General features: G+C 55.9%; 28 protein-coding genes. 11 read left to right on the top strand and 17 right to left on the bottom strand.

What is annotated here, in order from left to right; genetic code table 11:
- Positions 1–3 precede the first annotated feature (3 nt).
- From G512_RS0100510 to G512_RS19510, 4 genes are all read right to left on the bottom strand, one after another.
- On the bottom strand, positions 4–687 hold the full coding sequence (locus G512_RS0100510; protein ID WP_028480003.1) for a TetR/AcrR family transcriptional regulator: 684 nt from the start codon (positions 685–687) through the stop codon (positions 4–6).
- 83 nt (positions 688–770) lie between these two features.
- Positions 771–1,595, bottom strand: a complete 825-nt coding sequence (gene proC, locus G512_RS0100505; RefSeq protein WP_028480002.1) for a pyrroline-5-carboxylate reductase — start codon at positions 1,593–1,595, stop codon at positions 771–773.
- Positions 1,592–2,092, bottom strand: coding sequence for a type III secretion system chaperone family protein (locus G512_RS0100500; protein ID WP_028480001.1), 501 nt, complete (start codon positions 2,090–2,092; stop codon positions 1,592–1,594). Before G512_RS0100500 ends, proC begins: the two co-directional genes overlap by 4 nt.
- 278 nt (positions 2,093–2,370) lie before the next feature.
- On the bottom strand, positions 2,371–2,652 hold the full coding sequence (locus G512_RS19510; RefSeq protein ID WP_036487894.1) for an accessory factor UbiK family protein: 282 nt from the start codon (positions 2,650–2,652) through the stop codon (positions 2,371–2,373).
- Positions 2,653–2,892: 240 nt separating this feature from the next.
- Here G512_RS19510 and lgt point away from each other — a divergent pair, with 240 nt between their 5' ends.
- The 9 genes from lgt to ychF all read left to right on the top strand — a co-directional run bounded on the left by lgt (position 2,893) and on the right by ychF (position 11,407).
- Positions 2,893–3,723 carry a prolipoprotein diacylglyceryl transferase gene (gene lgt, locus G512_RS0100485; protein WP_028479999.1) on the top strand — a complete coding sequence of 277 codons (831 nt, stop codon included), beginning with the start codon at positions 2,893–2,895 and terminating at the stop codon, positions 3,721–3,723.
- A 10-nt stretch (positions 3,724–3,733) separates the two neighbouring features.
- Positions 3,734–4,828 (top strand): class I SAM-dependent methyltransferase, encoded by a 1,095-nt coding sequence (locus tag G512_RS0100480; RefSeq protein ID WP_028479998.1) that lies wholly within the window; start codon positions 3,734–3,736, stop codon positions 4,826–4,828.
- Positions 4,829–4,895: 67 nt separating this feature from the next.
- Positions 4,896–5,660, top strand: a complete 765-nt coding sequence (gene pgeF, locus G512_RS0100475) for a peptidoglycan editing factor PgeF (protein ID WP_028479997.1) — start codon at positions 4,896–4,898, stop codon at positions 5,658–5,660.
- Positions 5,661–5,684: 24 nt separating this feature from the next.
- A complete protein-coding gene (locus G512_RS0100470; protein ID WP_028479996.1) occupies positions 5,685–6,845 on the top strand; it encodes a M24 family metallopeptidase in 1,161 nt (386 codons plus the stop codon).
- An 83-nt stretch (positions 6,846–6,928) separates the two neighbouring features.
- Positions 6,929–7,441: a hypothetical protein gene (locus tag G512_RS0100465; protein ID WP_028479995.1), complete on the top strand. Its 513-nt coding sequence runs from the start codon at positions 6,929–6,931 to the stop codon at positions 7,439–7,441.
- A gap of 232 nt (positions 7,442–7,673) precedes the next feature.
- Positions 7,674–8,606, top strand: a complete 933-nt coding sequence (locus G512_RS0100460; RefSeq protein ID WP_028479994.1) for a ribose-phosphate pyrophosphokinase — start codon at positions 7,674–7,676, stop codon at positions 8,604–8,606.
- A gap of 288 nt (positions 8,607–8,894) precedes the next feature.
- Positions 8,895–9,521, top strand: coding sequence for a 50S ribosomal protein L25/general stress protein Ctc (locus G512_RS0100455; protein ID WP_028479993.1), 627 nt, complete (start codon positions 8,895–8,897; stop codon positions 9,519–9,521).
- 30 nt (positions 9,522–9,551) lie between these two features.
- Complete coding sequence (pth, locus tag G512_RS0100450; RefSeq protein ID WP_028479992.1) at positions 9,552–10,307, top strand: aminoacyl-tRNA hydrolase; 756 nt, start codon at positions 9,552–9,554, stop codon at positions 10,305–10,307.
- A complete protein-coding gene (gene ychF / locus G512_RS0100445) occupies positions 10,307–11,407 on the top strand; it encodes a redox-regulated ATPase YchF (protein ID WP_028479991.1) in 1,101 nt (366 codons plus the stop codon). Before pth ends, ychF begins: the two co-directional genes overlap by 1 nt.
- A 71-nt stretch (positions 11,408–11,478) precedes the next feature.
- Here the strand turns inward: ychF and G512_RS0100440 are convergent, their stop codons facing one another.
- The 12 genes from G512_RS0100440 to G512_RS0100385 form a co-directional block, all read right to left on the bottom strand.
- Positions 11,479–12,288, bottom strand: coding sequence for a DeoR/GlpR family DNA-binding transcription regulator (locus G512_RS0100440; RefSeq protein ID WP_051268668.1), 810 nt, complete (start codon positions 12,286–12,288; stop codon positions 11,479–11,481).
- A gap of 78 nt (positions 12,289–12,366) precedes the next feature.
- Positions 12,367–13,164 (bottom strand): DeoR/GlpR family DNA-binding transcription regulator, encoded by a 798-nt coding sequence (locus G512_RS19505; protein WP_051268666.1) that lies wholly within the window; start codon positions 13,162–13,164, stop codon positions 12,367–12,369.
- Positions 13,165–13,257: 93 nt separating this feature from the next.
- Positions 13,258–13,740, bottom strand: coding sequence for a GNAT family N-acetyltransferase (locus G512_RS0100430; protein ID WP_028479989.1), 483 nt, complete (start codon positions 13,738–13,740; stop codon positions 13,258–13,260).
- A 3-nt stretch (positions 13,741–13,743) separates the two neighbouring features.
- A complete protein-coding gene (gene bluB, locus G512_RS19500) occupies positions 13,744–14,427 on the bottom strand; it encodes a 5,6-dimethylbenzimidazole synthase (RefSeq protein WP_036488078.1) in 684 nt (227 codons plus the stop codon).
- 5 nt (positions 14,428–14,432) lie between these two features.
- Complete coding sequence (locus G512_RS0100420; protein WP_028479988.1) at positions 14,433–14,981, bottom strand: adenine phosphoribosyltransferase; 549 nt, start codon at positions 14,979–14,981, stop codon at positions 14,433–14,435.
- 137 nt (positions 14,982–15,118) lie between these two features.
- Positions 15,119–15,640 carry an AAA family ATPase gene (locus G512_RS0100415; protein WP_028479987.1) on the bottom strand — a complete coding sequence of 174 codons (522 nt, stop codon included), beginning with the start codon at positions 15,638–15,640 and terminating at the stop codon, positions 15,119–15,121.
- A 180-nt stretch (positions 15,641–15,820) separates the two neighbouring features.
- Positions 15,821–16,696, bottom strand: a complete 876-nt coding sequence (locus G512_RS0100410; protein WP_028479986.1) for an S-methyl-5'-thioadenosine phosphorylase — start codon at positions 16,694–16,696, stop codon at positions 15,821–15,823.
- Between the two features lie 152 nt (positions 16,697–16,848).
- Complete coding sequence (locus G512_RS0100405; RefSeq protein ID WP_028479985.1) at positions 16,849–17,694, bottom strand: cytochrome c1; 846 nt, start codon at positions 17,692–17,694, stop codon at positions 16,849–16,851.
- A 25-nt stretch (positions 17,695–17,719) separates the two neighbouring features.
- Positions 17,720–18,961 (bottom strand): cytochrome b, encoded by a 1,242-nt coding sequence (locus G512_RS0100400; protein ID WP_028479984.1) that lies wholly within the window; start codon positions 18,959–18,961, stop codon positions 17,720–17,722.
- A gap of 23 nt (positions 18,962–18,984) precedes the next feature.
- The gene (gene petA / locus G512_RS0100395; RefSeq protein WP_028479983.1) at positions 18,985–19,545 is read right to left on the bottom strand and encodes a ubiquinol-cytochrome c reductase iron-sulfur subunit; all 561 of its coding nucleotides are present in this window, start codon (positions 19,543–19,545) and stop codon (positions 18,985–18,987) included.
- 348 nt (positions 19,546–19,893) lie between these two features.
- Positions 19,894–21,732 carry an ABC transporter ATP-binding protein gene (locus tag G512_RS0100390; protein ID WP_028479982.1) on the bottom strand — a complete coding sequence of 613 codons (1,839 nt, stop codon included), beginning with the start codon at positions 21,730–21,732 and terminating at the stop codon, positions 19,894–19,896.
- Between the two features lie 52 nt (positions 21,733–21,784).
- Entirely contained in the window at positions 21,785–22,168 is a 384-nt protein-coding gene (locus G512_RS0100385) for a hypothetical protein (protein ID WP_143181329.1), read from the bottom strand.
- Between the two features lie 574 nt (positions 22,169–22,742).
- Between G512_RS0100385 and G512_RS0100375 the strand changes: the two genes are divergently transcribed.
- Positions 22,743–23,201, top strand: a complete 459-nt coding sequence (locus G512_RS0100375; RefSeq protein ID WP_028479979.1) for a tRNA (cytidine(34)-2'-O)-methyltransferase — start codon at positions 22,743–22,745, stop codon at positions 23,199–23,201.
- Positions 23,202–23,288: 87 nt separating this feature from the next.
- Entirely contained in the window at positions 23,289–24,200 is a 912-nt protein-coding gene (gene hemF / locus G512_RS0100370; RefSeq protein ID WP_028479978.1) for an oxygen-dependent coproporphyrinogen oxidase, read from the top strand.
- A gap of 449 nt (positions 24,201–24,649) precedes the next feature.
- On the opposite strand, the gene G512_RS0100365 is transcribed toward hemF, so the two are convergent.
- Positions 24,650–25,078: an organic hydroperoxide resistance protein gene (locus G512_RS0100365; RefSeq protein WP_028479977.1), complete on the bottom strand. Its 429-nt coding sequence runs from the start codon at positions 25,076–25,078 to the stop codon at positions 24,650–24,652.
- Positions 25,079–25,249: the final 171 nt, after the last annotated feature.

The following is a 25,249-nucleotide window of genomic DNA, read 5'->3' as shown; positions in this document are numbered from 1 at the left end:
TGTTTAAATCTGATAGTCCGTCGCGGCAGCGGGGCCGTCATCGGACGAGGAGGATGGGCGGGAACAACCGGCACGCATACGCGCCATCCTCTTGGCAACAGGAGACAGCTTCTTTTGCACCTTATCGACCCGACGCAACCAGTCTTGACCGTCACGCAGCATCTGGTCAAGTGCAGCCATGGTCTTGGGTTGGCCGGCGTCCTCTTCTTCCAACCACACCTTTAGCACGCGCCAGAAACCAACCGACAAGGCATTCGTTACACCGAACTTACGCAATCCGGACAGCTCAATGCCTGCAGCCGCCAACATCCACTCCATGGAACGCACCGACACGCGTTGCATCTCAAGTCCGAAGCTCGGGGTTTCCTGAACAGCGGCCCGCAAATGACGCAGAGCAGACTTATGAGGCTCCAGATAGTCCAGCCGGGTCATAAGCACGTCAAACAATCGTTCGCGCGCTGGCTCCCCTTCCATTTCACTATCGTAATCCGAAAGTACCTTCTGATCGATGGAGCGCGCAAAGGCTGCCAGAATGTCCAGCTTGCTGTCATAGCTGGCCCGCAGGGTGTCCAAACCCACATCCGCAGCCTCGGCAACCTGGACATAGGTGATGGATCGATACCCCTGCTCACTCAGCAGCTTCATGAAACTGTCGACAATGCGCTTGCGGGTCTTCTCAGTTGGCACAGGCCACCTCCTGACACAAAAAACCGTCTTGCACGTAAAGCTAGCAGCCCCACGCGTTTCGTCCAGAGGGTGACACGTTCTTTTTATTGCTCCGAAAGCTCTTTTGCGCGCTGCGCCGCAGCCTTGGCAGCTTTCACCATCAACTCTGTCAGGGCATTCTCGCCCATCAAAACATCCAGAGCCGCAGCCGTAGTGCCGCCCGGTGAGGTCACGTTTTGGCGCAACACTTCAGGCGACAACGGACTTTGATACATCAACTCACCGGCTCCACATACTGTATGGCGTGCCAGTTCCGCAGCTACGTCCGCATCAAGACCAAGTTCCACGCCTGCAGCCGCCATGGCCTCTGCCATGTGAAACACATAGGCTGGCCCAGACCCGCTGATGGCAGTCACGAAATCGATCTGCTGTTCCGCCTCCACCCAGACAAACCGACCAACCGCCTGCATCAACTCGGCAACAAGGGTTTTCTGATCTTGCGTGACAACGGCATTGGCAAAGCCGGCCGATATACCGCGTCCAACCTGTGCTGGCGTATTCGGCATGACACGAACCACCGGAACATCGCGGCCGAACGTGTCTTCAAAAAACGTCACGGGTGTGCCGGCAGCAATGCTGACGGCTACGGTATTGGCGTCAACACCCGAGGAGATCCCCGGTGCGACGCTTGCCATCATCTGAGGCTTGACGGCAAGGATCATAACCCCTGCCCGCACATCATCAGGCAACACCGAATGCCAAGCCACGCCGCGGCGCTGAAGCAATGCTTTCATCTCCTCGGAGGGAGCGGGATCGACGATACACACACTGTCGGGAGCCACACCGCGCTCTAGCCAGCCTTCCAGCATGGCGCCCCCCATTTTGCCCGCTCCAACCAGAACGAGCGGACGTTCAGCCGTTAACTTCATGCCTCGCCTACTGTTTCGAATAGCGCCGTATTGACCGCTTCCTGCGCGGTCTTCCCAGCCCAAACGACGAATTGAAATGCCTGATAATACCGCTCACACGCCTCAAGCGCATGAGACAACATGACCTCGATCTGTTGAGAACTGGCCTGAACGCCACCTGCCAGCAGCAAGGACTGGCGAAAGATCACAATGCCCTCGCGGTTCCACAAGTCGAAGTGCCCCATCCACATCTGTTCATTCACCAGAGCCAACAAACGCACAATTTCGGTCTTGCGAGGCTCAGGGACTTTCAGATCAAACGCAGCGGCCAGATGCAGGGCTTCCAGCTCTTCCATCCAGGAAAAGGAAATGTGGTAGTCACACCAGCTTCCCTTGACGGAGATCGAGATTTCATCATCACCAAGCCGCTCGAACGACCAGTCGTTCAAAGCCGCAACATCCTCGATCGTATCGACAGGATTCGGCGCTTGCTCGAAGTCAGTATCTATGAGGCTCATCTCGGTCCTCTCGAGGCTAGAGGGCGGAACAAAAACAATCCCTTCAAAAGGCATTGTTCCCTAGGACCAGACACTTCGTGTGTTCTTGCTGGACTGCCGCTGGCTTTGACCTGGGTTTCATATTGGCCGCATGCCGGTGACGAATCCTTGTTTTAAAAAAATATACAGGCAAGCTCCCTGCTCGGGATATACGCCTGCAGCCTCCCAAAACGCGAAAATTGTGGACGACAAACCATCGCCCACAGATAATTAACACTCCCGCAAGGCCCGGTCTGTGCCTAGTCTTTCTCTTTGGTAATCGCCGCTTCAAGCGCGGAAATCCGGTCTTCTGCCGCTTTTAGGCGCTTTTCGAGGCTCTCCACCTCATCGAGCGCCCGCACGGCCATGTCCTTGGTCGCGTCGAATTCTTCGCGGCTCACCACGTCCATGTCCGCCAGAAAACGCTCTGCCTGCGCCTTGAAGGCGGTCTCCACTTCACGCCGGGCTCCCTGAGCCACGCCTGCGGCGTCGGTCATCAGCTTGGCGAAATCGTCAAGGATCTTGTTCGGCGATTGTGTCATCTCACGCTCCGATATCGTTGAATAAGTGTAGACCTATTGTGCCGTACCCACAACTTCAAGAGAGTTTGCGGGTCAAAGCCGCACACCGCCCAGTTGCACACCGCTTTTGAGGCGCTGAGCATCCACCGCCGGCACCGCGTGTTCCTGTACCTGATGTAAAGTTGATCCGGACAACCTTGCAGATGCCGCCATCATGTCGCATGTAGGGGCTCAAAGCCATTTCAAACCCTTGGTCCATTCATGCCCTTGTTTGCCATCCCCTTTCCGCAGATCGACCCTGTTCTGATCGAACTTGGTCCCTTGGCTATTCGCTGGTACGCGCTGGCCTATATCGTGGGCATTCTGCTCGCATGGCGATACATGCGAAAGGTCGTTCTCAATGACACGCTTTGGAACGCCAAGGCTTCCAGACCGACGGCGACAGATATTGATGATTTTGTCGTTTGGGCAGCATTGGGCATCGTACTGGGCGGCCGGTTCGGCTACGTCTTTTTCTACAATGCGCCCTATTATCTGCAAAACCCTGCGGAGATTCTGGCGGTATGGACCGGGGGCATGTCCTTTCATGGCGGCTTCCTCGGAGTGGTCATTGCGATGCTTGCCTACAGCCACTTCAAGCGTCTCAACTTGCTGACGCTGATGGATTTGTGCGGCGTCGCCGCGCCCATCGGACTGTTTTTCGGGCGCATGGCGAACTTCATCAACTCCGAGCTTTGGGGCAGACCAACGGATGTGCCCTGGGCTGTCGTCTTCCCCACCGGGGGACCAATGCCCCGCCATCCCAGCCAGCTATACGAAGCCGCACTGGAAGGCATTTTGCTCTTTGTCGTATTGCGGCTCCTGATGCATCGCTTCAAGTTATTGCAAAAACCGGGCGCGTTGGCGGGCCTTTTTGCCATGGGATACGGCATCTTTCGCTCCATCGCGGAACTCTACCGCGTCCCGGATGCCCATATCGGCTATCTCTCCGGCTTTCTGACCATGGGCATCCTGCTCAGTTTGCCGATGATTCTGGCGGGCGCTGCTCTCGCTGTTTACGCTCTACGCCAACCCGCCCGGAACGACACCTGAAATCAGAGCCATGACGCACACCACACTGCTCGACAAGATCAAGTTCCGTATCGCCCATCACGGCCCCATGTCTATCGCCGAATACATGGGGCTATGCCTGTCGGATCCGGATTTCGGCTACTACATGACCCGCGAGCCATTTGGAACCAAGGGTGATTTCACCACCGCTCCGGAGGTCTCACAGCTGTTCGGCGAAATCATTGGCGCCTGGCTGGTTCATCAATGGCAACAGGATGGGGCGCCGGAGGCTTTTCATCTGGTCGAGTTGGGACCGGGACGCGGAACACTCATGAAGGATATCCTCCGTGTGGCACGTCTGCGCCCGGCCTTCATGAAAGCCGCCCGCGTACATCTGGTGGAAACCAGTCCACGCTTGCAGCAAAACCAAAAGAACCGCCTAAAACCGTCAGACATCACATGGCACGAGCACTTTGATACAATCCCCGAAGGCCCGGTGTATGTGGTAGCCAACGAACTGTTCGATGCCCTGCCCATCCACCAATATGTAAAAACGCAACACGCTTGGGTGGAGCGCTGCATCGGCCTCTCCGATACTCAAGAACTGGTATTTGGGCTGGGCTCCGGCACGCTGGACGAGAATGCTTTGCCATTGGCCGCACAAACGGCATCGCCCGGCGATATTCTTGAACTTGCACCCGCAGCCACAGCGCTTGCAACAACGATTGCCCAGCGCATTGCAGACAATGGCGGCCTCGCCCTGTTCATTGATTATGGCTATACCGCTGCCGCCCTTGGAGACACGCTGCAAGCCGTAAAAAATCATGCCTATGTCTCGCCGCTGGAAACGCCTGGCGAGGCCGATTTGACAGCCCATGTCAACTTTGAGGCGCTCAAGACCGCAGCACAAACGGCAGGCACCCATACCCATGGCCCGATACCGCAAGCTCGGTTTCTTCTTGAGCTCGGTTTGCTGGAACGCGCAGGTCAACTGGGCACCAACCGCACGGCACAAGAGCAGAATGAGATCCGTCAGGCCGTTGAACGGCTGGCGGCGGACAACCAGATGGGAATGCTGTTCAAGGCCCTTGCCGTAACGACCAGCGCCACCCCTCCCATGCCGTTCTCCGCTGAAAACTCTCTGTAATCCAGCGCTGCGAATTGACAAACGGCGATGAAGTCAGTCAACCTTCCCGCAAAATGGAGGAGGCTAGATGATCCAGGCGCCGGAATTGGCAACCATGCCAGGACTGCGGCATGGCTTTTTCACCCGCGAAAACGGGGTATCATCCGGCCTTTACAAGAGCCTGAATGTAGGCTTGGGGTCGAAGGATGATCGCAAGAACGTGCTGATCAACCGTCAACGCGTGGCACAAGCCATGGGCGTTGCCCCAGATCATCTTGTCACATCCTATCAGGTCCATTCCCCGGATGTGATGGTTGTTACCGGCCCCGTGCCCGACGACGAAAGACAAGAGGCCGACGCCCTCGTCACCAACCGGCCGGGTATCGCCATTGGTATCCTGACCGCGGATTGCGGCCCGATCCTGTTTGCGGACTCCAAAGCTGGCGTTATCGGCGCGGCTCACGCCGGGTGGCGCGGTGCCTATGCAGGCGTTCTGAAAAACACGATTTCCGCCATGGAAGGCTTGGGTGCCCGCCGCGAATCCATAACCGCAGTGCTGGGTCCGACGATCAACCAACCTGCCTATGAAGTGGGCCCCGAGTTCAAAGACCAGTTCCTCGCCATGAGCGCGGACTTTGAACGCTATTTCACGCCGTCCGTGCGTGAAGCCCATGCTCAGTTCGACCTTCCAGCTTTCATCTTGGACCAACTGGCCGCTGAAGAGGTGGCCAGCGTGTCCTTTGTCAATCGATGCACCTATGCCGAACCCGAGATGTTTTTCTCGTATCGCCGCGCCACTCACCATAAAGAACCAGATTATGGCCGGCAGATATCGGCAATTGCGCTGATCTAGACCACACCCAGGGGGAAACCACAGATGGCTCTTCACTTTTCTTCTGAAGAATTCGAGAACCGAAAACAGGCGCTGGAAGCCAAGATGGCTGAAAGAAAACTGGATTGCTTGTTGGTGTTCGCGCAGGAGAGCATGTACTGGCTCACCGGTTTTGACACGTTCGGTTTTTGCTTCTTCCAGTGCCTTATTGTACGTCCCGGCGAAGACCCCATTCTGCTTACCCGCTCTGCTGACCTTCGGCAGGCACGACACACTTCCAACATCCGCGATATCCGGCTCTGGACCGATGTGGCTGGCAAGTCGCCCGTCGGCCAGGTCAAGGAAATCCTTTTCGATCTGGATCTTCTCGGCGCCCGTATTGGCATTGAGTACGACACCCATGGCCTGACTGCGGCCAATGGTCGGGAGCTGGACGAAACCCTGCGCGCCTTCGCCGACACGAAAGACGCATCGGACATCATCCCAAGTCTGCGGCTCATAAAATCCCCCGCCGAATTGGAATATGTCCGTGAAGCCGCCCACCTTGCCGACAAAGCCTTTGAGGCAGCCATGGAAGTGACTGGCCCCGGCGCGGATGAAGGGCTCATTCTCTCTCGGTTACAAGGAGCCATTTTTGAAGGCGGCGGCGACTATCCGGGCAACGAGTTCATTATCGGATCCGGCAGAGATGCCTTGCTGTGTCGCTACAAGGGCGGACGACGTACTCTGTCAGAAAACGATCAACTGACACTGGAATGGGCCGGTGTCTATCGGCGTTACCATGCGGCCTTGATGCGAACCGTGGTCATTGGCGAACCCAAACCACGACACAAAGAACTGCATCAGGCGGCGCGGGCGGCGCTCCATTCCGTCGAGACCGTAATGCAGGTGGGCAACACCTTTGGGGACCTGTTTACCGCTCATGCGGATGTGCTGGACGAGCGCGGCTTGATGTCTCACAGGCTCAATGCCTGCGGCTATTCACTTGGCGCCCGCTTCACCCCCAGCTGGATGGATGCACCCTACATGGCTTACCGTGGCAACGACCGGGTGATCGAGGAAAACATGGTCCTGTTCATGCATATGATCATCATGGATTCGGACAGTGAGACCGCCATGTCACTGGGGCAAACCTACATTACCCATAAAGAAGGGCCCGAAACATTATCAAAGCTCTCTCTCGACCTGCCCGTTAAGGGGCGTTAAAGATTGTTGAGCTAGGACCCAAGAGGATTCTGCGTGTGGGGCACAATGCACGCCGGTTACTCAGCCATCGGTTAAGGAAGAAAATGATCAGGTTTCAGGAATTGTCACGGTGTTTGGCCGTAAGCTCGGTGCTGCTGCTTGCTGCATGTGGGGGCGACCCGGTTCCGCCCGGCACCTTGAATACGATGAATTCCATGATCAATCAGGACTCGGTTGCACCAACCGTGGCCCCTGACAAGGCAACCTTTGCCTTTGAACAGTTCACGGGCATTCCCGGCAACGCAGGGGATGATCTGGCCCGTGCCATTGCCCAGAGCGCGCGGTCACAAAACATCAATCTTGTCCGGCGCGTCGGTGCCCCCTCCACCTATCGGGTACAGGGCTACCTGTCCGCAGTGGGTGACAAGTATACGACCACGGTTTTCTATGTCTTCGACATCATGGACAACAACGGAAACCGTCTGCACCGCATTCAGGGACAGGAGCAATCTGAGGGTGGATCCGGCGATCCATGGGCTTCTGTCGGCAACGACTCACTCAAGCGGGTTGGCGCAAGGGCGGTTGCGGCCATCAGCGCATGGGTTAATAGTGGTTAGCCGGCACTAAAACGATTTACGCTGGTAATAATGCTGATTGGCTAAAAAATCACAGCAGTTCTGTCCTTATGACTATTGTCGGCTCGCAAACCGGTTGTTAAAAGGCGCCCCAACGGCGGCGACGTCTGTTGCCGTTCATTCACGGCATGTTCTGCCGAAAGTTTGAACTATCGTTGAACAATGGCACAAAGCCGATTGTTCCAAACCACAGCCCAGGAAGGACTTGCGGGTCATGAAAATCGTCGCGGGGAACTCGAATCGCGCGCTGGCTGAAGAAATCTCGAAATATCTGGATGTTCCCCTGGCAAAAGCGCAGGTACGCCGCTTTGCCGACCAGGAAATCTATGTCGAGATTCAGGAGAATGTGCGCGGCGAGGATGTTTTTGTCCTGCAATCCACCAGCTATCCGGCCAACGATCACCTTATGGAATTGCTGATTCTGATTGATGCATTGCGCCGTTCATCGGCACGCCGCATCACGGCAGTCATTCCGTATTTCGGCTACGCCCGTCAGGACCGCAAGGCCGGACCACGCACACCGATCTCAGCCAAGCTGGTTGCTAACCTCGTCACCAACGCTGGTGCCGACCGTGTTCTGACAATGGACCTCCACGCAGGTCAAATTCAGGGCTTCTTCGATATCCCGACCGATAACCTGTACGCAGCACCGGTCATGACACGGGACATCAAAGAGCGCTACGCCACGGACAACGTCATGGTTGTCTCGCCGGATGTGGGCGGCGTTGTACGGGCCCGCGCTCTGGCAAAGCGCATTGAAGCGCCACTCTCAATCGTCGACAAGCGCCGCGATAAGCCTGGCGAATCCGAAGTGATGAACATCATTGGTGATGTGAAGGGCTACGACTGCATACTGGTGGACGATATTGTCGATTCCGGCGGTACGCTTTGTAACGCAGCAGACGCCATGCTGGCACAAGGAGCAAAGTCGGTCACCGCCTACATCACGCACGGTGTCCTGTCTGGTGGCGCTGTGGCTCGCGTATCTGCCTCCAAGTTGAAGGAATTGGTCATTACCAACTCCATCGAACCGACGGCAGCTGTCAACGCAGCACCAAACATCCGAACCATTTCCATTGCCCCGCTGATTGGCGAAGCCATCAATCGCACGGCTCAGGAAAAGTCGGTTTCCAGCCTCTTCATCTGACAAGAGCGCCATAAAAACCGTTCAAAGCCGGGAGCCTGCGCTCTCGGCTTTTTCGTTGGCCCATCCCGTCTTGGGCCGGTTCAAGCAGCGCCTCTCAACGACGTACACAGACTGCGCAATTCCATGGTGCCATGGGGCTTGTGCTACTTGCTCTTTCAGCAGTGATCCGCTATACGAGCCTCGCGTGTCGTTCACCCTTGGAGGAGACACGTGAGCCTGGCCGTGCAGGAAGAGGCGCAATGCCCCTTCAACGGCCTTCTTTTATATCTAAACTTAGGAGTAACCACCATGGCGAACAGCTATGAGCTGAAAGCAACGGTGCGTGAACGGGTCGGCAAGGGGGCCGCTCGTGCAGCTCGTCGTGAAGGTCTCGTACCAGCAGTCATTTACGGCGACAAGAAGCCTGCAATCAGCATCAACCTGCCTTACAAGGAAACCGAGCTCGCTGTCTTCCGCGGCGGCTTCCTGTCCCAGATCGGCACCCTTGATCTTGACGGCAAGAAGATCACCGTGATCGCGAAGGACTTCCAGCTTGAGCCGGTCCGTGACTTCGTATGGCACATTGACTTCATGCGCGTTACCGCAGGCGACACCCTGACTGTTGATATTCCGGTACGCTTCCTGAACGAAGAAGAATGCCCGGGCATCAAGCGCGGCGGCGTTCTGAACATCGTTCGCCACACGGTTGAAATGACGGTTCCAGCAACCAGTATTCCTGAGGCAATCGAAGTCGATCTGGCCAATGAAGACCTCGGCTCCACACAGCACATCTCCGCTGTAAAGCTGCCGGAAGGTTGCCAGCCTACCATTACAGATCGTGACTTCACCATCTCCACCATTGCAGCCCCAGCTGGCCTCAATGAGTCTGATGAAGACGGTGAAGGCGAAGGTGAAGCTGAAGAAGGCGAAGCCTAAGGTTTTATCGTAAGGGCTGGAGATCACCAGATGAAGCTGCTTGTCGGCCTGGGAAATCCGGGTCCAAACTACGAGAAAAACCGGCACAATATCGGGTTCATGGCGGCAGATGAAATTCATCGCCGCCATGGCACCTTTTCGCCTTGGAAATCCCGTTTTCAGGCGCAAGTTGCCGAAGGCACCCTTGAGGGGGAAAAGATCCTTCTCATGAAGCCCATGACCTTTATGAACGAGTCCGGTCGCGCCGTTGGTGAAGCCGCTCGCTTCTACAAGATCCCCGTCGAAGACATTGTCGTGCTCTATGACGAGTTGGATTTGCCCCCCGGCAAGTTTCGCATGAAAGCCGGTGGAGGCCATGGCGGCCACAATGGCTTGCGGTCAATCTCCGCCCATCTGTCGGATGCATATCGACGCGTACGCTTGGGCATAGGGCATCCCGGCCACAAGGATCGTGTGGTGCCGTGGGTTCTGGGGAACTTTTCCAAGGCCGATCATGACTGGCTGGACCCGCTTCTGGAAGCCATTGCAGACAATGCGGCCATGCTCGCCAAAGGGCAGGACAATCAGTTCGCCAACAAGGTGACACTTGCAACGCGGGGCGAGGCTCCGGGTAAACCTTACAAGAAACAATCCTCGCGCGAAGCTGCGGCAGCGCGCAAGACCAAGGACGCCGAGGTCTCCCCTTCGGCACCCCATGCAGGGAGCGAGGCAAAGCAGCCTGCTTCCAAAAAAGGGCCGCTCGCCGCAGGGCTTGAGCGGCTGTTCGGATCGAAAGGACAAGACTAATGGGCTTTCAGTGCGGTATTGTCGGTCTTCCCAATGTGGGCAAGTCCACGCTGTTTAACGCGCTCACCAAGACGGCCGCTGCACAGGCCGCCAACTATCCGTTCTGCACCATTGAGCCCAACACCGGGGATGTGGCCGTACCGGACCCACGCCAGACCAAAATCGCAGAAATCGCTGGTTCCAAGGAAATCATCCCGACCCGCCTGACCTTTGTGGACATTGCCGGACTGGTTCGGGGTGCTTCCAAGGGAGAAGGATTGGGCAACCAGTTTTTGGCCAACATTCGTGAAGTGGATGCCATCGCCCATGTCCTGCGCTGTTTTGAAGACAGCGACATTACCCACGTGGAAGGCACCATTGATCCGATTGCGGATGCGGAAACCGTCGAGACCGAATTGATGGTTGCTGACATGGAGAGCCTTGAAAAGCGCATCGCGCCGCTCAAGAAGAAGGCTCAGTCTGGCGACAAGGATGCCAAGATCCAGCTCCCAATCATGGAGCGGGCCCTTGCAATTCTGGAGGAAGGCAAGCCCGTACGCGCGCTGGACATCACGGATCCTGAAGAAAAGCGCCAGCTGCGCATGCTGGACCTTTTGACGTCAAAGCCGGTCCTTTATGTGTGTAATGTGGACGAGGGTTCTGCCGCAACGGGCAACGCGCTGTCTGCGAAGGTGGTTGAAAAGGCGCAGGCCGAAGGCGCGGCCAGCGTTGTCATTTCGGCTGCAATCGAGTCCGAAATTGCTCAGCTTGATGATGAAGAGCAGCGCGAGTACATGGCGGATATGGGACTGGAAGAACCCGGTCTGGATCGTTTGATCCGCGCTGGATACGATCTTCTCGGTCTGATTACCTATTTCACCGCCGGCCCAAAGGAAACCCGTGCCTGGACCATCGTCAAGGGCACCAAGGCACCACAAGCAGCAGGCGTCATCCATACCGACTTTGAACGCGGCTTCATTCGAGCCCAAACCATCGCCTATGATGACTACGTAGGTCTGGGAGGCGAAGTCGCCGCCAAGGATGCGGGCAAAGCCCGTGACGAAGGCAAGGAATATATTGTTCAGGATGGCGATGTTTTGCTGTTCAAGTTCAACACGTGACCTGACGCTTACAACTCCGAAACAACAAGCGCGGCTATACGGCCGCGCTTTTTTGTTGACAAGGACTAGCCTTAAACATCCAGCATCACGATTTCGCTGGCTTGCTCCACTTCAACCTGCGCGATCCGCAAGGCACGAAGCCCAGAGCGCATCAGCCGTGCTTGCGACAGCGGCTTGAGATAACTGTCGGTTATGAAATAATCCACGTCCTGTGGCTGGATCGCCCTGTGACGGCTTGGAACGCCCACCTTGCTGGAGTCGCACAGCACAACCGTTTTCTTGCAGGTTTCGCTCAACGTCCGCGCAAACGAAGCCTCTTCCTCATTGAAATACATGATGTCCCCTTCGGCCGATACGCCAACCGGTGAGATCACGGCATAATCGCCCTGCAGATGGCGCGCATTGGTCTCCGCCAGCGCTCCAAGACACCCCCCACCGTCAGCTTTCAGGTCTCCTCCAATCATGTGCACCTGACAGGTTGGACAAGCTGTCACGATGTGTGACGCAACAGCGTAGTTGTTGGTGGAGACGCGCAAGCCCGGCACTTCGGTAAGGTGTTGGGTGAAAATGGTCATGGTGCTACCGGCTTCAATCAACAAGTGATCACCGGGTCGAAACAGCGTTGATGCCAATCGTCCAATCGCATGCTTTTCGTTGTACTGGCTGCGCAAGCGCACGCTGTAGCGTTCCTCTTCGCGCGGCGCGAGGTAGAACAGGGTATCATCATACAGGTCGAAAAATTCCCTGTCAGCAAGCGCATTCGCAATCTCGCCAATGCTGAGCGCGCCCACATTCAAAATTTCGCTGACCGTTCTAAGCTCGATGCGCCTGTATCGCTTGACCAGATTGGCCAGCACATCGACCATCAATTCGCTCACCATCCCCTGTCAAACCCCACCCAAGCAGACAATTCTGTATATTAATCACGTAGATATACTATAGTATGATCGCCTAATAAACTATGTATCAAGCAGCGTTAGCTCGCTCACATCCTCTGTATCTGGGTTTGCCAGCAACACCTCCTTCGGCTGAAGCGCCTCACACACCGCCTCCAGCTCCGTAGATGACCCACTGTCCGTGACAAGCAGATCGACAGGTTCGGAGGGTATGAACGGAAACCGGCTCGGCACACCGAGCTTGAAGCTGTCAGCCAGCACCATGGTTTTTTTGGCATGCAGGTTCATCGCCTCACATACCCGCGCATCCTCGCGGAAATAGTAAGCCAAACCTTGTTCCGCATTGAGCCCAACAGGGCTGAGGATTGCCCAGTCTGCCTCAATCTCGCCAATCCGCTGCAAGGCGTCAGTACCATGGAGATTGGAATTTCCTGACGTCAATCGGCCCGAAATAACCTCGACCACCGCCGCCCGGTGCTGCACGACGATGCTTTGCGCAATCAATGGACTGGTGGTCGAAATCCGGATGTGCCCCCCAAGGTTGAGGTGCTTCACGAAATAAGTTGGTGTGCTTCCAGCCTCAATCAAAAGATGAGAACAGGGCTCAATCTGCGCCGACGCCAACCGACCGATTGCATCCTTTTCTCGAAATCGGTTGTGCATTCGCACACCGATGCTCTCCTCCGGTTGAGGTACCAACGAAATCAACCGATCATCACTCAGGCGAACCGTGCCCCGTGCACTGGCCTCATCGACAAGCTTGAAAAATGCAGCTTTGCTCAACCCCAAAATTTCCCGGGCTGTCACCAACTTGATGGTGCGATGGTTTTTAACCAGCTCCTCCAATACCTTAGGTGTCATAAAACCTCCAAGGGTGCCCCAACCCTCAGTGAGTAAAGCGATATTTAAAACATTTTTAGAACGACTATGTACCGTAATGGGAAACTTCTAATTTTAAGCTAAAGACCGTCCGAACACGACCTCGTCATGGATCGGAATGCCATGCAGCCCCGTGGCTGGGATCTCAGGTTTTTGTTTGCGTTCTTCATCGATGGCGCCCTGCACCACCCGTTCCAGGCGAAAACCGCGGCGCTGATAAAAGCGGAAAGCATCCATGTTGTCATTGGAGGTGCGCACCATCAGCCGCGGAATATTTTCGGCGAGCGCACCATCTACAACAGCATCCAGCAACATGGTTCCAACGCCACCCCAGCGCTGTAGTGAATCCAGCGTCAGGATCTCCCACTCGTGCGGGCGCTTGATCAAGGTAACCAGCCCCACGAGACGCCCGTCCTCAAGCGCGATGAAACCCGGCAACCGGGAGGCGTCAATCATCTCGCCCTCAATAAGGATGTCCGGACTTGTCCAGCGACGAACCAGCAGTTCAACCACCATTGGGTGGTCCTGCTCATCAATCGGCCTGATAACAACCGCCATCCCTTATCCTTTCTTCACCTTATCGGCCCCACGCAGTTCCCGGTCGCTATAGATCCGGCTTTCCCGCGCAGTCCGTTCCTGCCAGCCTTTGGTTTCCAGCTCTGGCACATCTGTTTCCTGAATCGGATAACCAATACAAAGATACGCTACCAACTGCCAACTGTTTGGTGCGCCAAGTGTCGCAGACACACTTTCAGGGTCCAGAATGGATACCCATCCAACTCCGATACCACGAATGCGTGCCGCGAGCCACAGATTATAGATAGCTGATACAACTGAATAATTTAATGTCTCGGGCATGGTTTGCCTGCCAAGCCCCGCCCCCTGTTCGGGGTCTTGCTCACAAAAGACGGCAAGTTGAACCGGGGCCACTTCAATGCCCGACAGCTTCAGCGAGGCGTAGGTCTTCGCCTTCTCCCCCCGGTAACCGGAAAGGGCAGCGTTGTTGGCCGTTTTGAAGCTTTGGTAGACCGCATGACGGGCCTCCTGAGTTTCTACAACCACAAATCGCCAAGGCTGGCTGTTTCCCACGGATGGCGCCATATCCGCAACTGTCAGAATATGATCAAGATCCTCTTGAGAGACTGGATCAGGCAGGAAATGGCGGACGTCCCGCCGCCATTTCAAAAGCAACTCGAATTGGTTTTCAAAGGCCTCAGAAAAACATGGACCACTTTGAGAACTCAAGGAAATCAATGGCCTGGGAACTCCACTAGTGTGCGTACAGGAACATCCAACTTCTCAAGTTTGGCACGTCCCCCCAGATCTGGCAAATCGATAATAAAACAGGCCGCCACGATGTCTGCCCCCACGTTGCGCAAGAGGTGGACGGCAGCATCAGCAGTACCTCCGGTTGCAATCAAGTCATCAACCAGAATCACTTTCTCCCCCGACTGGATTGCATCCCGATGCATCTCGATGACATCACTGCCATATTCCAATTCATATTCCTGCTCCACGGTAGCCGCAGGAAGCTTGCCCTTTTTGCGCACCGGCACAAAACCGGCCGACAACTGGTGCGCCACTGCGCCGCCGAGAATAAAGCCTCGCGCTTCAATGCCAGCGATCTGGTCAATCTTGGATCCGGCATAAGGCTGAACCAACGCATCAACAGCACGGCGAAAAGCCTTGGCGTCTTTCAAAAGCGTCGTGATGTCCCGAAACAGAATGCCCTTTGAAGGGTAGTCTGGAATGGTACGAATGGATTCAATCAGTTCTTCACGAATTGAGTTCTCAGACACGGTCCTGCTCTTTGTTGACGGAGAGCGCGCGCTCTCCGTTGATTCCGAAATAGCGGGCAAATCTACACCACGCCGACCTTCAGACCAAGGTCGCATCATCGGTAGCACATGGAACCCGCGGCACACTATGAGCTGCGTCAGTCAGCTTCAATGGGCGACCACTCGCCGTCGAAGCGGTGAACCACAACATCAAGCCCCTCCTCCGGGCTCGGCACGACGAAATGCCGCGAAAGCTGTTCGAACTGTTCATCACTCGCCGTAAAGGGATGCTCGCCCATGGCGTTGCGCGCTCGAAGGCGCGCCTTGCAAACCTCATCAGGCACATCCAGATAGTGAAGCCGATGCTCGGCGTTAGTCGCCTTCACAATTGAGCGCATCCAGCGCCGCCGTTCGACCGTGTTGGCGTGGAAATCCAACACCACTGAAACACCTGCCCTCAACAAGGCGACGATGTGCGGACCAATCACCGCCTCCAGCTTCGCAGAACAGCGCACGAAGTCGGAGATTGAGACCATCTGGTCTCCATAGAGGCCCGAAAGCCATTCATCTTCGGCGATGACAACCGTATTCGGTTGTTCGCCCAGCCTTGCAGTAAGCGTAGATTTGCCGGAGGCGACCTTGCCGCACATCAGGTGCAGTACAGGCTTGTCTTGTGACATGAGAAAACCCTTTGGAAAGCGCAGGACGCGCATTTAACAATCAGATGCAAATAACCCCGGCCCGGCAGTTCAGGCCGGGCTGATAATTCGCAACAGACGCCGCGCGCCAGAAATCTGAAAGTTGGTTCTCATAACCTCACGATGCCATGGAAGCGGATGCAAGTCCACGGCGCCTGCAACCTATGCCCTGTTCAATACACGGCCCGCCACGGCGTCCAGCTTGGCAACCAGGTCGGGGTCGCGTTTCGCTGGGGCCGTCATGATCGCGTACTCAAGCGCAGTATTGGACCCGATGGGGCATGGCGTGTGCTCCCTCGGAAATCTCTTGGCGAGGTTCAACACCAAGCGGCGCGCATGATCCACATTCTCTCCCAACACCCGGATGATGTCGGCAATGTCTACGGAACCATGACCCGGATGCCAGCTATCGTAGTCGGTGACCATGGCGACAGTGCAGTAGCTCATTTCCGCTTCACGGGCGAGCTTGGCTTCCGGCATGTTGGTCATGCCAATCACGTCACATCCCCACTGACGATAAAGATGGCTTTCCGCGACAGACGAGAACTGTGGCCCTTCCATGGCCAGATAGGTACCACCCTTGTGGTAAGACAGCGCCTCGTCTTGGCAAGCAGCCTCCACAAGTTCAAGCAGCTTGGGCGATACCGGCTCGGCGACAGAAACGTGCGCCACGCAACCTTTGCCGAAGAAACTCTTCTCTCGCGCAAATGTCCGATCAATGAACTGGTCCACCAGTACGAATGTGCCCGGCGCGTAGGCTTCCTTCAAAGATCCAACGGCTGACACCGACACCAGATCCGTCACCCCTGCCCGCTTCAAAACATCAATGTTGGCGCGATAGTTGATATCACTGGGTCCGTGAACGTGGCCACGCCCGTGGCGAGGCAAGAAGGCAACTCGCAATCCGTCAATCTCACCAATGCGTACGGCGTCTGATGGAGTGCCCCATGGGCTCTCGATGGTCTCCCAATGGCTGTTTTCAAATCCCGGCAGATCATAAAGGCCCGAGCCGCCAACAATTCCAAGTACAGACTTCATTGCAAACACTTTCTTTCAGGAAACTTCAGAGCCCCACGCGGCACAACAGCACGCAGGATAAGGAAATCGAGCGCACCTTAAACCATCCCGCAAGCGGACACAAAAAAGGGCCGCCGATTGGCGACCCTTGAGATTGTTGGAACCGACGAGGCTTAGTGCTCGACGTCCTTCCAGATCTTGCGCTTGGTGAAGTACAGCAAAGACGCAAACAGGATCAGGAACAGCATCACGCCAAGTCCCAGTTCCTTGCGCTGCTCCAGCTTCGGTTCAGCGGCCCACATCAAGAAGGCGGAAACGTCACGCGCATACTGATCTACAGTCATGGGCGTTCCGTCCGTGTATTCCACCAGCTCATCCATCAGAGGCGGAGCCATGGCCAGCGTCTCGCCGGAGATAAAGCCGGTGTTGTAGTACTGGCCAACCGGAACCTCAAAGCCCTCCGGCGCTTCCTCATAGCCTGTCAGCAAACCGTAGAGGTAGTCCGGACCGTTCTCCTGATACTGCGTAACGATATCCGTCACGAACCACGGGAAACCGCGCTTTACGGCACGGGCCTTGGCGATCAGCGACAGGTCAGGTGGGTAGGCGCCGCCATTGGCTGCGCGGGCAGCCTTCTCGTTCGGGAAAGGTGCCGGGAAGTGATCGTAAGGCTTGCCCTCACGCTCGAACATGTCACCGAAATCATCCGGACCATCTTCGATCCGGTAATCCGCTGCCAATGCCTTCACCTCGTCCTCGGAGAAGCCGGGGCCACCTTCCTGAGCCAGGTTGCGGAAGGCAACATAGTTCATGGAGTGACATGCAGCACAAACTTCACGGTACACCTTGAAGCCGCGCTGCAGCTGCGCCTTGTCATACTGACCGAACGGGCCAGAGAACGACCACTGCTGGCGCTCCACATGCGGGCCTTCACCGGCGGCATGAGCCGCCGTTCCAGCCATCAGAACGCCACAAGCAAGAGCCAGAGCACGAGCGCTTTTGACGAGAAGTGTTTTCATAGTCTTAAAGTCCCCCGCTCCGATCTCAAGCTGCACTCGGCTTGCCATGATCGGCAAGCACGGCATCATTGATCGATTCCGGCACTTTATCCGGCTTCTCGATGAAGCCAAGCAGCGGCAACACTACGAGAAAGTGCAGGAAGTACAGTGTGGTGAAAATCCGTGACAAGATCACGTAGATCCCTTCAGCCGGCATCGCACCGAGATAGCCAAGAGCCACGCAGTAAATACCAAACAGCCAGAAGAAAATCTTGAACAACGGGCGGAACGTCGCCGAACGCACCTTGGAAGTATCAAGCCAAGGCAGGAAGAACAGCACCGCAATTGCGCCGAACATCAGCACAACACCACCCAGCTTGTCCGGAACAGCGCGCAAAATGGCGTAGAATGGCAAGAAGTACCATTCAGGCACGATGTGCGCCGGTGTCACAAGCGGATTACCTTCGATGTAGTTATCCGCATGGCCCATGTAGTTGGGCAGGTAGAACACAAACCAGGAGAAGAAGATCATAAAGACGACGATCGCCAGCAGATCCTTCATGGTATAGTACGGATGGAACGGGATCGTGTCCTTGTCGGACTTGGGATCAACACCAACCGGGTTGTTGTTACCCGTGGTGTGGAACGCCCAGATGTGCAACAGCACAACGCCCACGATCACGAACGGCAACAGATAGTGCAACGAGAAGAAGCGGTTCAGCGTCGGGTTGCCGACAGAGAAACCACCCCACAACCAGGTCACGATGCCCTCACCCACAACAGGGATGGCCGAGAACAGGTTGGTGATCACGGTTGCGCCCCACAGGGACATCTGGCCCCAAGGCAACACATAGCCCATGAATGCGGTGGCCATCATCAACAGGAAGATGATCACACCAAGGATCCACGAGATCTCGCGGGGAGCCTTGTAGGAGCCGTAGTACATACCGCGGAAAATGTGAATGTAGACGGCGATGAAGAACATCGATGCGCCGTTGGCATGCAGGTAGCGGATCAGCCACCCGTAGTTCACATCACGCATGATGTGCTCAACGGATGCGAATGCCATGTCCACATGTGGGGTGTAGTGCATCACCAGCACGATGCCGGTCACGATCTGCACCACCAGAACGAAAAATGCGATACCGCCGAAGGTCCACCAATAATTGAGGTTCTTCGGGGTTGGAAAGTCCACAAAGCTCCCGCGAATGAGCGAGATCACCGGCAAGCGGGCTTCTAGCCACTTAGCAGGTGCACTTTGCGGTACATATTTGGTATGCCCAGCCATAGCTGCCTCCTGAACTGAACCGGTTAGCCAATGCGAATGGTTTCGTCATCAACGAATGCGAAAGGCGGAACCAGCATGTTTTCCGGAGCAGGACCTCTGCGGATGCGGCCAGCTGTGTCGTAGTGAGATCCGTGGCAAGGGCAGAACCACCCGCCGAAATCTCCTTTTTGTCCCAACGGCACACACCCCAGGTGCGTACAAATCCCGACCATAACAAGCCAGGGCTCTTTGCCTTCTGCAGAACGGTTTAAATCCGTTGCTTCAGCATTGGCATCCAAGTTGGCATTACGTGCAATCGGGTCGGGTAGATCAGAAAGAGGCACGTTGTTGGCCTCTTCAATTTCTTTGTCCGTACGATGACGAATGAAAACCGGCTTGCCGCGCCAGGTAACAGTGATTGACTGCCCGACATCAATGGCCGAGACATCAACTTCAATAGACGCCAGTGCCAATGCCGATGCATCAGGGTTCATCTGATGAATAAAGGGCCATGCCAGCGCTCCCACGCCAACTGCGCCCACGGCACCGGTCGCGAGATACAAGAAATCGCGGCGATTCGGTTCTGCCGTGTCCGAGTGTTCCAAGGTCGCGTCCTCTCGAAACAAGTTACAGTTTTAACGCCCCACCAAGCCGTCACTCGATGAAAACTCTTTGGTTATCGACCGTGATACTGCTGCAGGCGCCCATGCGCGAACTACGCAATTCTAATAGCGTGATTTATCTGACACCAAGTCGCCCACTTGTCCAGCGACCACGGCGAAAAGTGGACTTATTGTCGCACGAAAATTGGGAAAATTACGCAATTCGGTGGATTAGAAAGCTTCTAGCGACGAAACGACTAGGAAGAAAGTCGTGTATATTCAAGCGCTGACAGGATCAGCCGTCGCAAGATTCCCCGCGACGACTGTAGGTTGATTCATTCTGAATCGCAGTTATTGAGCCGCAATCTGCGACAAAAAACCGCCGGATTGGCGTTCCCAAAGCTTGGAATAGAGCCCGCCAGCTTCCAGCAACTGCTCATGAGCGCCCATTTCTACGATCTTTCCCTGATCCATAACCACGAGCCGGTCCATGGCTGCGATCGTAGATAACCGGTGCGCAATAGCAATTACGGTCTTGCCCTGCATCAGCTCAAACAGGCTCTCCTGAATGGCCGCTTCCACTTCGGAGTCGAGCGCCGACGTGGCCTCATCCAGAACGAGGATCGGCGCATCCTTCAAAAGCACACGGGCAATGGCGATCCGCTGACGCTGGCCACCAGACAGCTTGACACCCCGCTCACCAACAAGCGTATCAAATCCACTGCCCCCTTTCGGATCCTTCAGCTCATTGATGAAGTCCAGCGCATGGGCGCGTTCAGCTGCAAGGCGGGCCCCTTCGAAGGTCGCCCCTTCCTTGCCATAGGTGATGTTTTCGAGAATGGTTCGATGCAGAAGCGATGTGTCCTGCGACACCACACCGATGGCCTGCCGCAAGCTCTCCTGACTGACCTTGGAGATATCCTGGCCGTCGATCTCGATCTTGCCACCTTCCAGATCGTGAAACCGCAGCAACAGGTTCATCAAGGTCGACTTACCCGCACCGGAACGCCCGACCAGACCGATCTTTTCACCCGGCTTGATAGAAAGTGACAGGTTCTCCAGAACCCCCTTTTCTTTGCCGTAGTGAAACCGTACCTCTTTGAACTCAATCCCGGCATCTTGAACGACAAGATCCTTGGCTTCTTCCGCGTCCACCACCTCGCAGGGCCTGGATAGCGTTGCCATTCCATCCTGCACGGTGCCGACGTTTTCAAACAGACCTGCAACTTCCCACAGGATCCACTGGGACATGCCCTGCAAGCGCAAGACAAAGCCAATGGCAACGGCAATGTCACCGGTGCTGACGATCGCATAGCTCCAAAGACCGATGGAAACGGCACCGACCGTGAACAGCAACAACATATTGATGCTGGTGAGAGCCACGTTGAGCACCGACACCAAACGCATCTGGCGATAAACCGGATCCATGAAGTCCGCCATGGACGCCTTGGCATAGTCTTCTTCACGCTCGGCGTGAGAAAACAGTTTCACCGTGGAGATATTTGTGTAGGCATCCACCACATGGCCGGTCATGACCGATCGTGCATCCGCCTGCTCCCGTGAGATCGTCTTCAACTTCGGCACGAAGTAGAACAACACCACCAGATACGCGCCAAACCACACCACCAGCGGCAAGGCCAGCTTCCAGTCCGCGGCAAACAGCACGACCACTGCCGCAGTGAAATACACCATGACGTAGACGAAGATGTCCGCAATACGCGTCACCACTTCGCGCACACCAAGTGCACTTTGCATCAGCTTGTTGGCCACACGACCCGCGAAATCGTTCTGGAAAAACGGCAGGCTCTGGCGCAACAAGTACCGATGGCCACGCCAGCGCACCATCATCGGAAAATTGCCGACGATGCCCTGATGAAACACCAACTGCCAGATCAACTCCAACGCTGGCAACAACACCAGCACGACAACACCCATCCAGATCAGGTGCGGCCAGTTGTTCTGGAAGAAGGTGCTGGGATCTTCACTGCCCAGCCAGTTCACCAAATCGCCGAGGAAGGTGAAGACCACCACTTCAAGCACCGCGATACAGGCGCTAAGCAGGGCCGCCAGGCATAAAAGCGGCGCAAACGGCCGTGTGTAATGCCAGATAAACCGCCAGAATGTCGATGGCGGCGTTTTGACTTCAGTTTTTTCAAAAGGGTCTACCAACCCTTCAAAGCGAGAGAACATCCCGGCTATCCTTGACTTTTGGTTTTTTGCCTTTGGGGTTTCGAGCGGGCGCTTATCGCGTCCGCTCGTCGCTCTCATATCTGTCTTGAGGAGTAAGCGGCCCATCGGCCAGTGTCCAGATAAAGCTGGCAATCCCGAGGCCAACCGCAAACGCTCCGATCAAACTGCCAAACAAGCCGGTGCGAAATTCCGCCCCGCTGATCAGAAGCCCGCCGCGTTCAACAGCCTCGATGGACAACAATGCCGTTACAAAAGATGGCGCAAAAGCAAGCAAGCTGATGGCCATTACAAGCAGAAGAAAAACACCACCTCGCCGCAATGGACTGGGTGATAACGGGGCCTCTCGTAAGCGGAGGCGAGACGGGTGACGGCGCGAGGTCAAGAGCGCCGAATCCGACCTGGACGCCAAATGCGCCCACAGTACGCTCGTAATCATGGTTCTGTCTCTTCAGAGATGGGCAGAAGCCAAAGACACCAGTCCCCACACGAGGACAGGACGCACTTCTACCCGAAGTGTATATGGAGAATATGAAGCTGGTTCAGTGAGTGAGCGGGCTTAAGCGGTTCGCCGGGTGCAAAATGCAACGGTCACGCCAGGGAAGACACGGCCCAGTACATGCGCAGAGAATGTAGTCATGTAACGTCTCCCCTTCAAAAAGGTCACTCAATTTTGCCGGCAGGGCGCCGACGGTGAAAGGCTCGCCTCCCCCGCGTTTCGCAGGTGAGTCGCTGCCATATCCGCAACGAGGTTGTTCCTACCCAATTCGTCAGGCGCTGGCTACAGCTGCCCCAGAGGCATTTTCAACAAAAGTAGACCTGTTGTATATTGGCAACAAATCGATGCTGACAAGCGTCACTCCAAGGCAGATGAAAGATAAGGCGCTTTTGCCCGTCGGCGGTGTAAACAACAGGCCGCTGTCAACAGCTTTCCAACAACGCCTCTTATCCCCTTCTTTGCTCAGCGCTATGATCCGGCCTCCTTTTTGGCCCATCGTGCTTCGTGAGACACCATGCCTGATATTGCGCTGTACCAACCCGACATTCCTCAAAATACCGGCACACTACTCCGTCTGGCCGCGTGTATGGACATTCAAATCCACCTCATAGAACCGGCGGGGTTTCCGCTGTCCGATCATGCTCTCAAACGAGCAGGCATGGATTACATCGAACGGGCACGTCTACAACGGCACATGAGTTGGGACGCCTTCCGTGACTGGCGTGAGGCTGAAGGGCGCCGCCTCTTGCTACTCAGCACAAAAGCTGCGCAACCCTATACTGACTTTGCCTATGCCTCCGACGACATTCTGATGATGGGCCGCGAGAGTTCCGGGGTGCCTGAAGATGTCCATGCCGCAGCGGATCATCGCCTGCTGATCCCCATGAAGAATGGCATGCGTTCCTTGAACATGGCCATATCGGCCAGCATGGTACTGGGTGAAGCTCTACGCCAGACCAACGGCTTTTCTTGAGGCGTGGCAAAAGAACCGCTTGAACCTGCTGGTAATTTCACTTAGTTCAGAACAATTCTAAATATAACGACGTTTTCGGAGCATGGCATGAGCGAGCGCGGCGGACCGATCCCCTCCAACATTGAGGACAAGAAAGAAACAGCCACACGCTGGTTCAGTGAGTTGCGGGATCAGATCTGTGCCGCATTCGAGCAGCTCGAAGACGAGATTGCCGATCATGACGGACCGTTGAGCGATCAACCGGCAGGCCGGTTCGAGCAAACACCGTGGGAGCGAACCGACCATACAGGCGCCAAGGGAGGCGGCGGGATCATGTCCATGATGAAGGGACGTGTTTTCGAGAAGGTCGGCGTTCACGTATCTGCCGTACACGGTGAGTTTTCGCCGGAGTTCCGGGGCCAGATCCCCGGCGCCAATGAAGATCCGCGTTTCTGGGCCTCCGGGATTTCCTTGATCGCCCACATGCACAATCCGCATGTGCCTGCCGTGCATATGAATACGAGAATGGTAGTCACCACACGGCAATGGTTTGGCGGCGGCGCTGATCTCACCCCCGTTCTCAATGCACGTCGCACTCAGGATGATCCGGACACCATCGCGTTTCATGCTGCCATGAAGGCGGCCTGCGCCGAACATGAGGGCGCTGACTACGAGCACTACAAGAAATGGTGTGACGATTACTTTTACCTAAAGCACCGAAACGAGGCTCGGGGCGTGGGAGGCATTTTCTACGACTATCACAACACCGGCGTTTGGGAGGACGACTTCGCCTTTACCAAGTCCGTCGGCCGCGGATTCCTTGAGATCTACCCGAAGCTTGTGCGTGAGAACTACCTCAAGCCATGGACCGAGGCGCAGCGCGAGGAGCAACTCGTTCGTCGTGGCAGGTATGTGGAATACAATCTGCTTTATGACCGCGGGACCATCTTCGGCTTGAAAACCGGGGGCAACGTCGCCTCGATCTTGTCCTCCATGCCACCGGTGGTGAAGTGGCCTTGACTTCATGCCAATACACATGACCCGCGTGATACCAGACAGCAGGGCCTCCCTTCTGCCGTCATCCCGCGCTTGACGCGGGATCCAGAGCCGCAGGGAAACACTTTGCATCAACCTTGAAAACCACAGCACGCCGTAGTGCCTGTTGGATCCCGGATCTGCGCTGCGCTTGTCCGGGATGACATCCGAGGGGTGTGACCGGGTTGATGGCCGCAAGCGGCCGGTGAAACTATTGTGCCAATGTGCTGCCGCGCCACGTAACCATCCAATCTCTGAGAGACCAGATGGCATAGCCTCAACCTACCACCGTCATCCCGCGCTTGACGCGGGATCCAGAGCCGCAGGAAACCACTTTGCATCAACCCTGAAAACAACGGCACGCCGTAGTGCCAGCAAGCCGTACTGCCTGAGGTCGGCAAGAAGCCGGCGTCAGGCAATGCGTGCCTAGTGTCCTAAGCCACCGTCAACTGAACATCAATGTTGTTACGCGTGGCATTGGAATATGGACATACGTCGTGGGCAGCCGCGACAAGCTCTTCAGCTACTGCCTTGTCGAGGCCCGGTACGGTTACCTTGAGAGCCACTTCCAAACCAAAACCTCCCTCGGACCGCGGACCGATGCCCACAGTGGATTCCACAGTGACATCCGCTGGTAGTTTCAGATCAGAGCGTTGGGCGGCAACGGCCTTCATGGCGCCGATGAAACAGGCTGCGTATCCAGCTGCAAACAACTGCTCCGGATTGTTTCCGGAACCACCGGCGCCCCCCAGTTCTTTCGGTGTTGAGAGGTTGACCTCCAGCGCACCATCGAGGGTTTTGGCGGTACCATCGCGTCCGCCGGTTGCAATGGCACTGGTTTCGTAGAGGACTTTGACGGACATGACTGCTTCCTTTCTGCATTTTTAATATCGTGCGTGAAAAAATCGTGCACGATGTAGATTGGTCGGTGCACCTTGCTTTGTCAAGGTAGGCTTGAAATAATCGCGCACGATGGAAATATGCAGGGCAGGCTGCCAGAACGAATTCGCAGAGGACAGACAACCGGATGCCAA

The sequence above is a fragment of the Pseudovibrio exalbescens DSM 16456 genome (genome assembly GCF_000422785.1).
In the GTDB taxonomy this organism is placed as follows: Bacteria; Pseudomonadota; Alphaproteobacteria; order Rhizobiales; family Stappiaceae; genus Pseudovibrio; species Pseudovibrio exalbescens.
This window is presented reverse-complemented; position numbering and strand designations above follow the sequence as displayed.

Bases quoted from the DNA above. Each gene is read 5' to 3' on its own strand.
- proC (WP_028480002.1), bottom strand. From the start codon at position 1,595: ATGAAGTTAACGGCTGAACGTCCGCTCGTTCTGGTTGGAGCGGGCAAA.
- G512_RS0100500 (WP_028480001.1), bottom strand. From the start codon at position 2,092: ATGAGCCTCATAGATACTGACTTCGAGCAAGCGCCGAATCCTGTCGAT.
- G512_RS19510 (WP_036487894.1), bottom strand. From the start codon at position 2,652: ATGACACAATCGCCGAACAAGATCCTTGACGATTTCGCCAAGCTGATG.
- lgt (WP_028479999.1), top strand. From the start codon at position 2,893: ATGCCCTTGTTTGCCATCCCCTTTCCGCAGATCGACCCTGTTCTGATC.
- G512_RS0100480 (WP_028479998.1), top strand. From the start codon at position 3,734: ATGACGCACACCACACTGCTCGACAAGATCAAGTTCCGTATCGCCCAT.
- pgeF (WP_028479997.1), top strand. From the start codon at position 4,896: ATGATCCAGGCGCCGGAATTGGCAACCATGCCAGGACTGCGGCATGGC.
- G512_RS0100470 (WP_028479996.1), top strand. From the start codon at position 5,685: ATGGCTCTTCACTTTTCTTCTGAAGAATTCGAGAACCGAAAACAGGCG.
- G512_RS0100465 (WP_028479995.1), top strand. From the start codon at position 6,929: ATGATCAGGTTTCAGGAATTGTCACGGTGTTTGGCCGTAAGCTCGGTG.
- G512_RS0100460 (WP_028479994.1), top strand. From the start codon at position 7,674: ATGAAAATCGTCGCGGGGAACTCGAATCGCGCGCTGGCTGAAGAAATC.
- G512_RS0100455 (WP_028479993.1), top strand. From the start codon at position 8,895: ATGGCGAACAGCTATGAGCTGAAAGCAACGGTGCGTGAACGGGTCGGC.
- pth (WP_028479992.1), top strand. From the start codon at position 9,552: ATGAAGCTGCTTGTCGGCCTGGGAAATCCGGGTCCAAACTACGAGAAA.
- ychF (WP_028479991.1), top strand. From the start codon at position 10,307: ATGGGCTTTCAGTGCGGTATTGTCGGTCTTCCCAATGTGGGCAAGTCC.
- G512_RS0100440 (WP_051268668.1), bottom strand. From the start codon at position 12,288: ATGGTGAGCGAATTGATGGTCGATGTGCTGGCCAATCTGGTCAAGCGA.
- G512_RS19505 (WP_051268666.1), bottom strand. From the start codon at position 13,164: ATGACACCTAAGGTATTGGAGGAGCTGGTTAAAAACCATCGCACCATC.
- G512_RS0100430 (WP_028479989.1), bottom strand. From the start codon at position 13,740: ATGGCGGTTGTTATCAGGCCGATTGATGAGCAGGACCACCCAATGGTG.
- G512_RS0100415 (WP_028479987.1), bottom strand. From the start codon at position 15,640: ATGTCACAAGACAAGCCTGTACTGCACCTGATGTGCGGCAAGGTCGCC.
- G512_RS0100410 (WP_028479986.1), bottom strand. From the start codon at position 16,696: ATGAAGTCTGTACTTGGAATTGTTGGCGGCTCGGGCCTTTATGATCTG.
- G512_RS0100405 (WP_028479985.1), bottom strand. From the start codon at position 17,694: ATGAAAACACTTCTCGTCAAAAGCGCTCGTGCTCTGGCTCTTGCTTGT.
- G512_RS0100400 (WP_028479984.1), bottom strand. From the start codon at position 18,961: ATGGCTGGGCATACCAAATATGTACCGCAAAGTGCACCTGCTAAGTGG.
- G512_RS0100390 (WP_028479982.1), bottom strand. From the start codon at position 21,732: ATGTTCTCTCGCTTTGAAGGGTTGGTAGACCCTTTTGAAAAAACTGAA.
- G512_RS0100385 (WP_143181329.1), bottom strand. From the start codon at position 22,168: ATGATTACGAGCGTACTGTGGGCGCATTTGGCGTCCAGGTCGGATTCG.
- G512_RS0100375 (WP_028479979.1), top strand. From the start codon at position 22,743: ATGCCTGATATTGCGCTGTACCAACCCGACATTCCTCAAAATACCGGC.
- hemF (WP_028479978.1), top strand. From the start codon at position 23,289: ATGAGCGAGCGCGGCGGACCGATCCCCTCCAACATTGAGGACAAGAAA.
- G512_RS0100365 (WP_028479977.1), bottom strand. From the start codon at position 25,078: ATGTCCGTCAAAGTCCTCTACGAAACCAGTGCCATTGCAACCGGCGGA.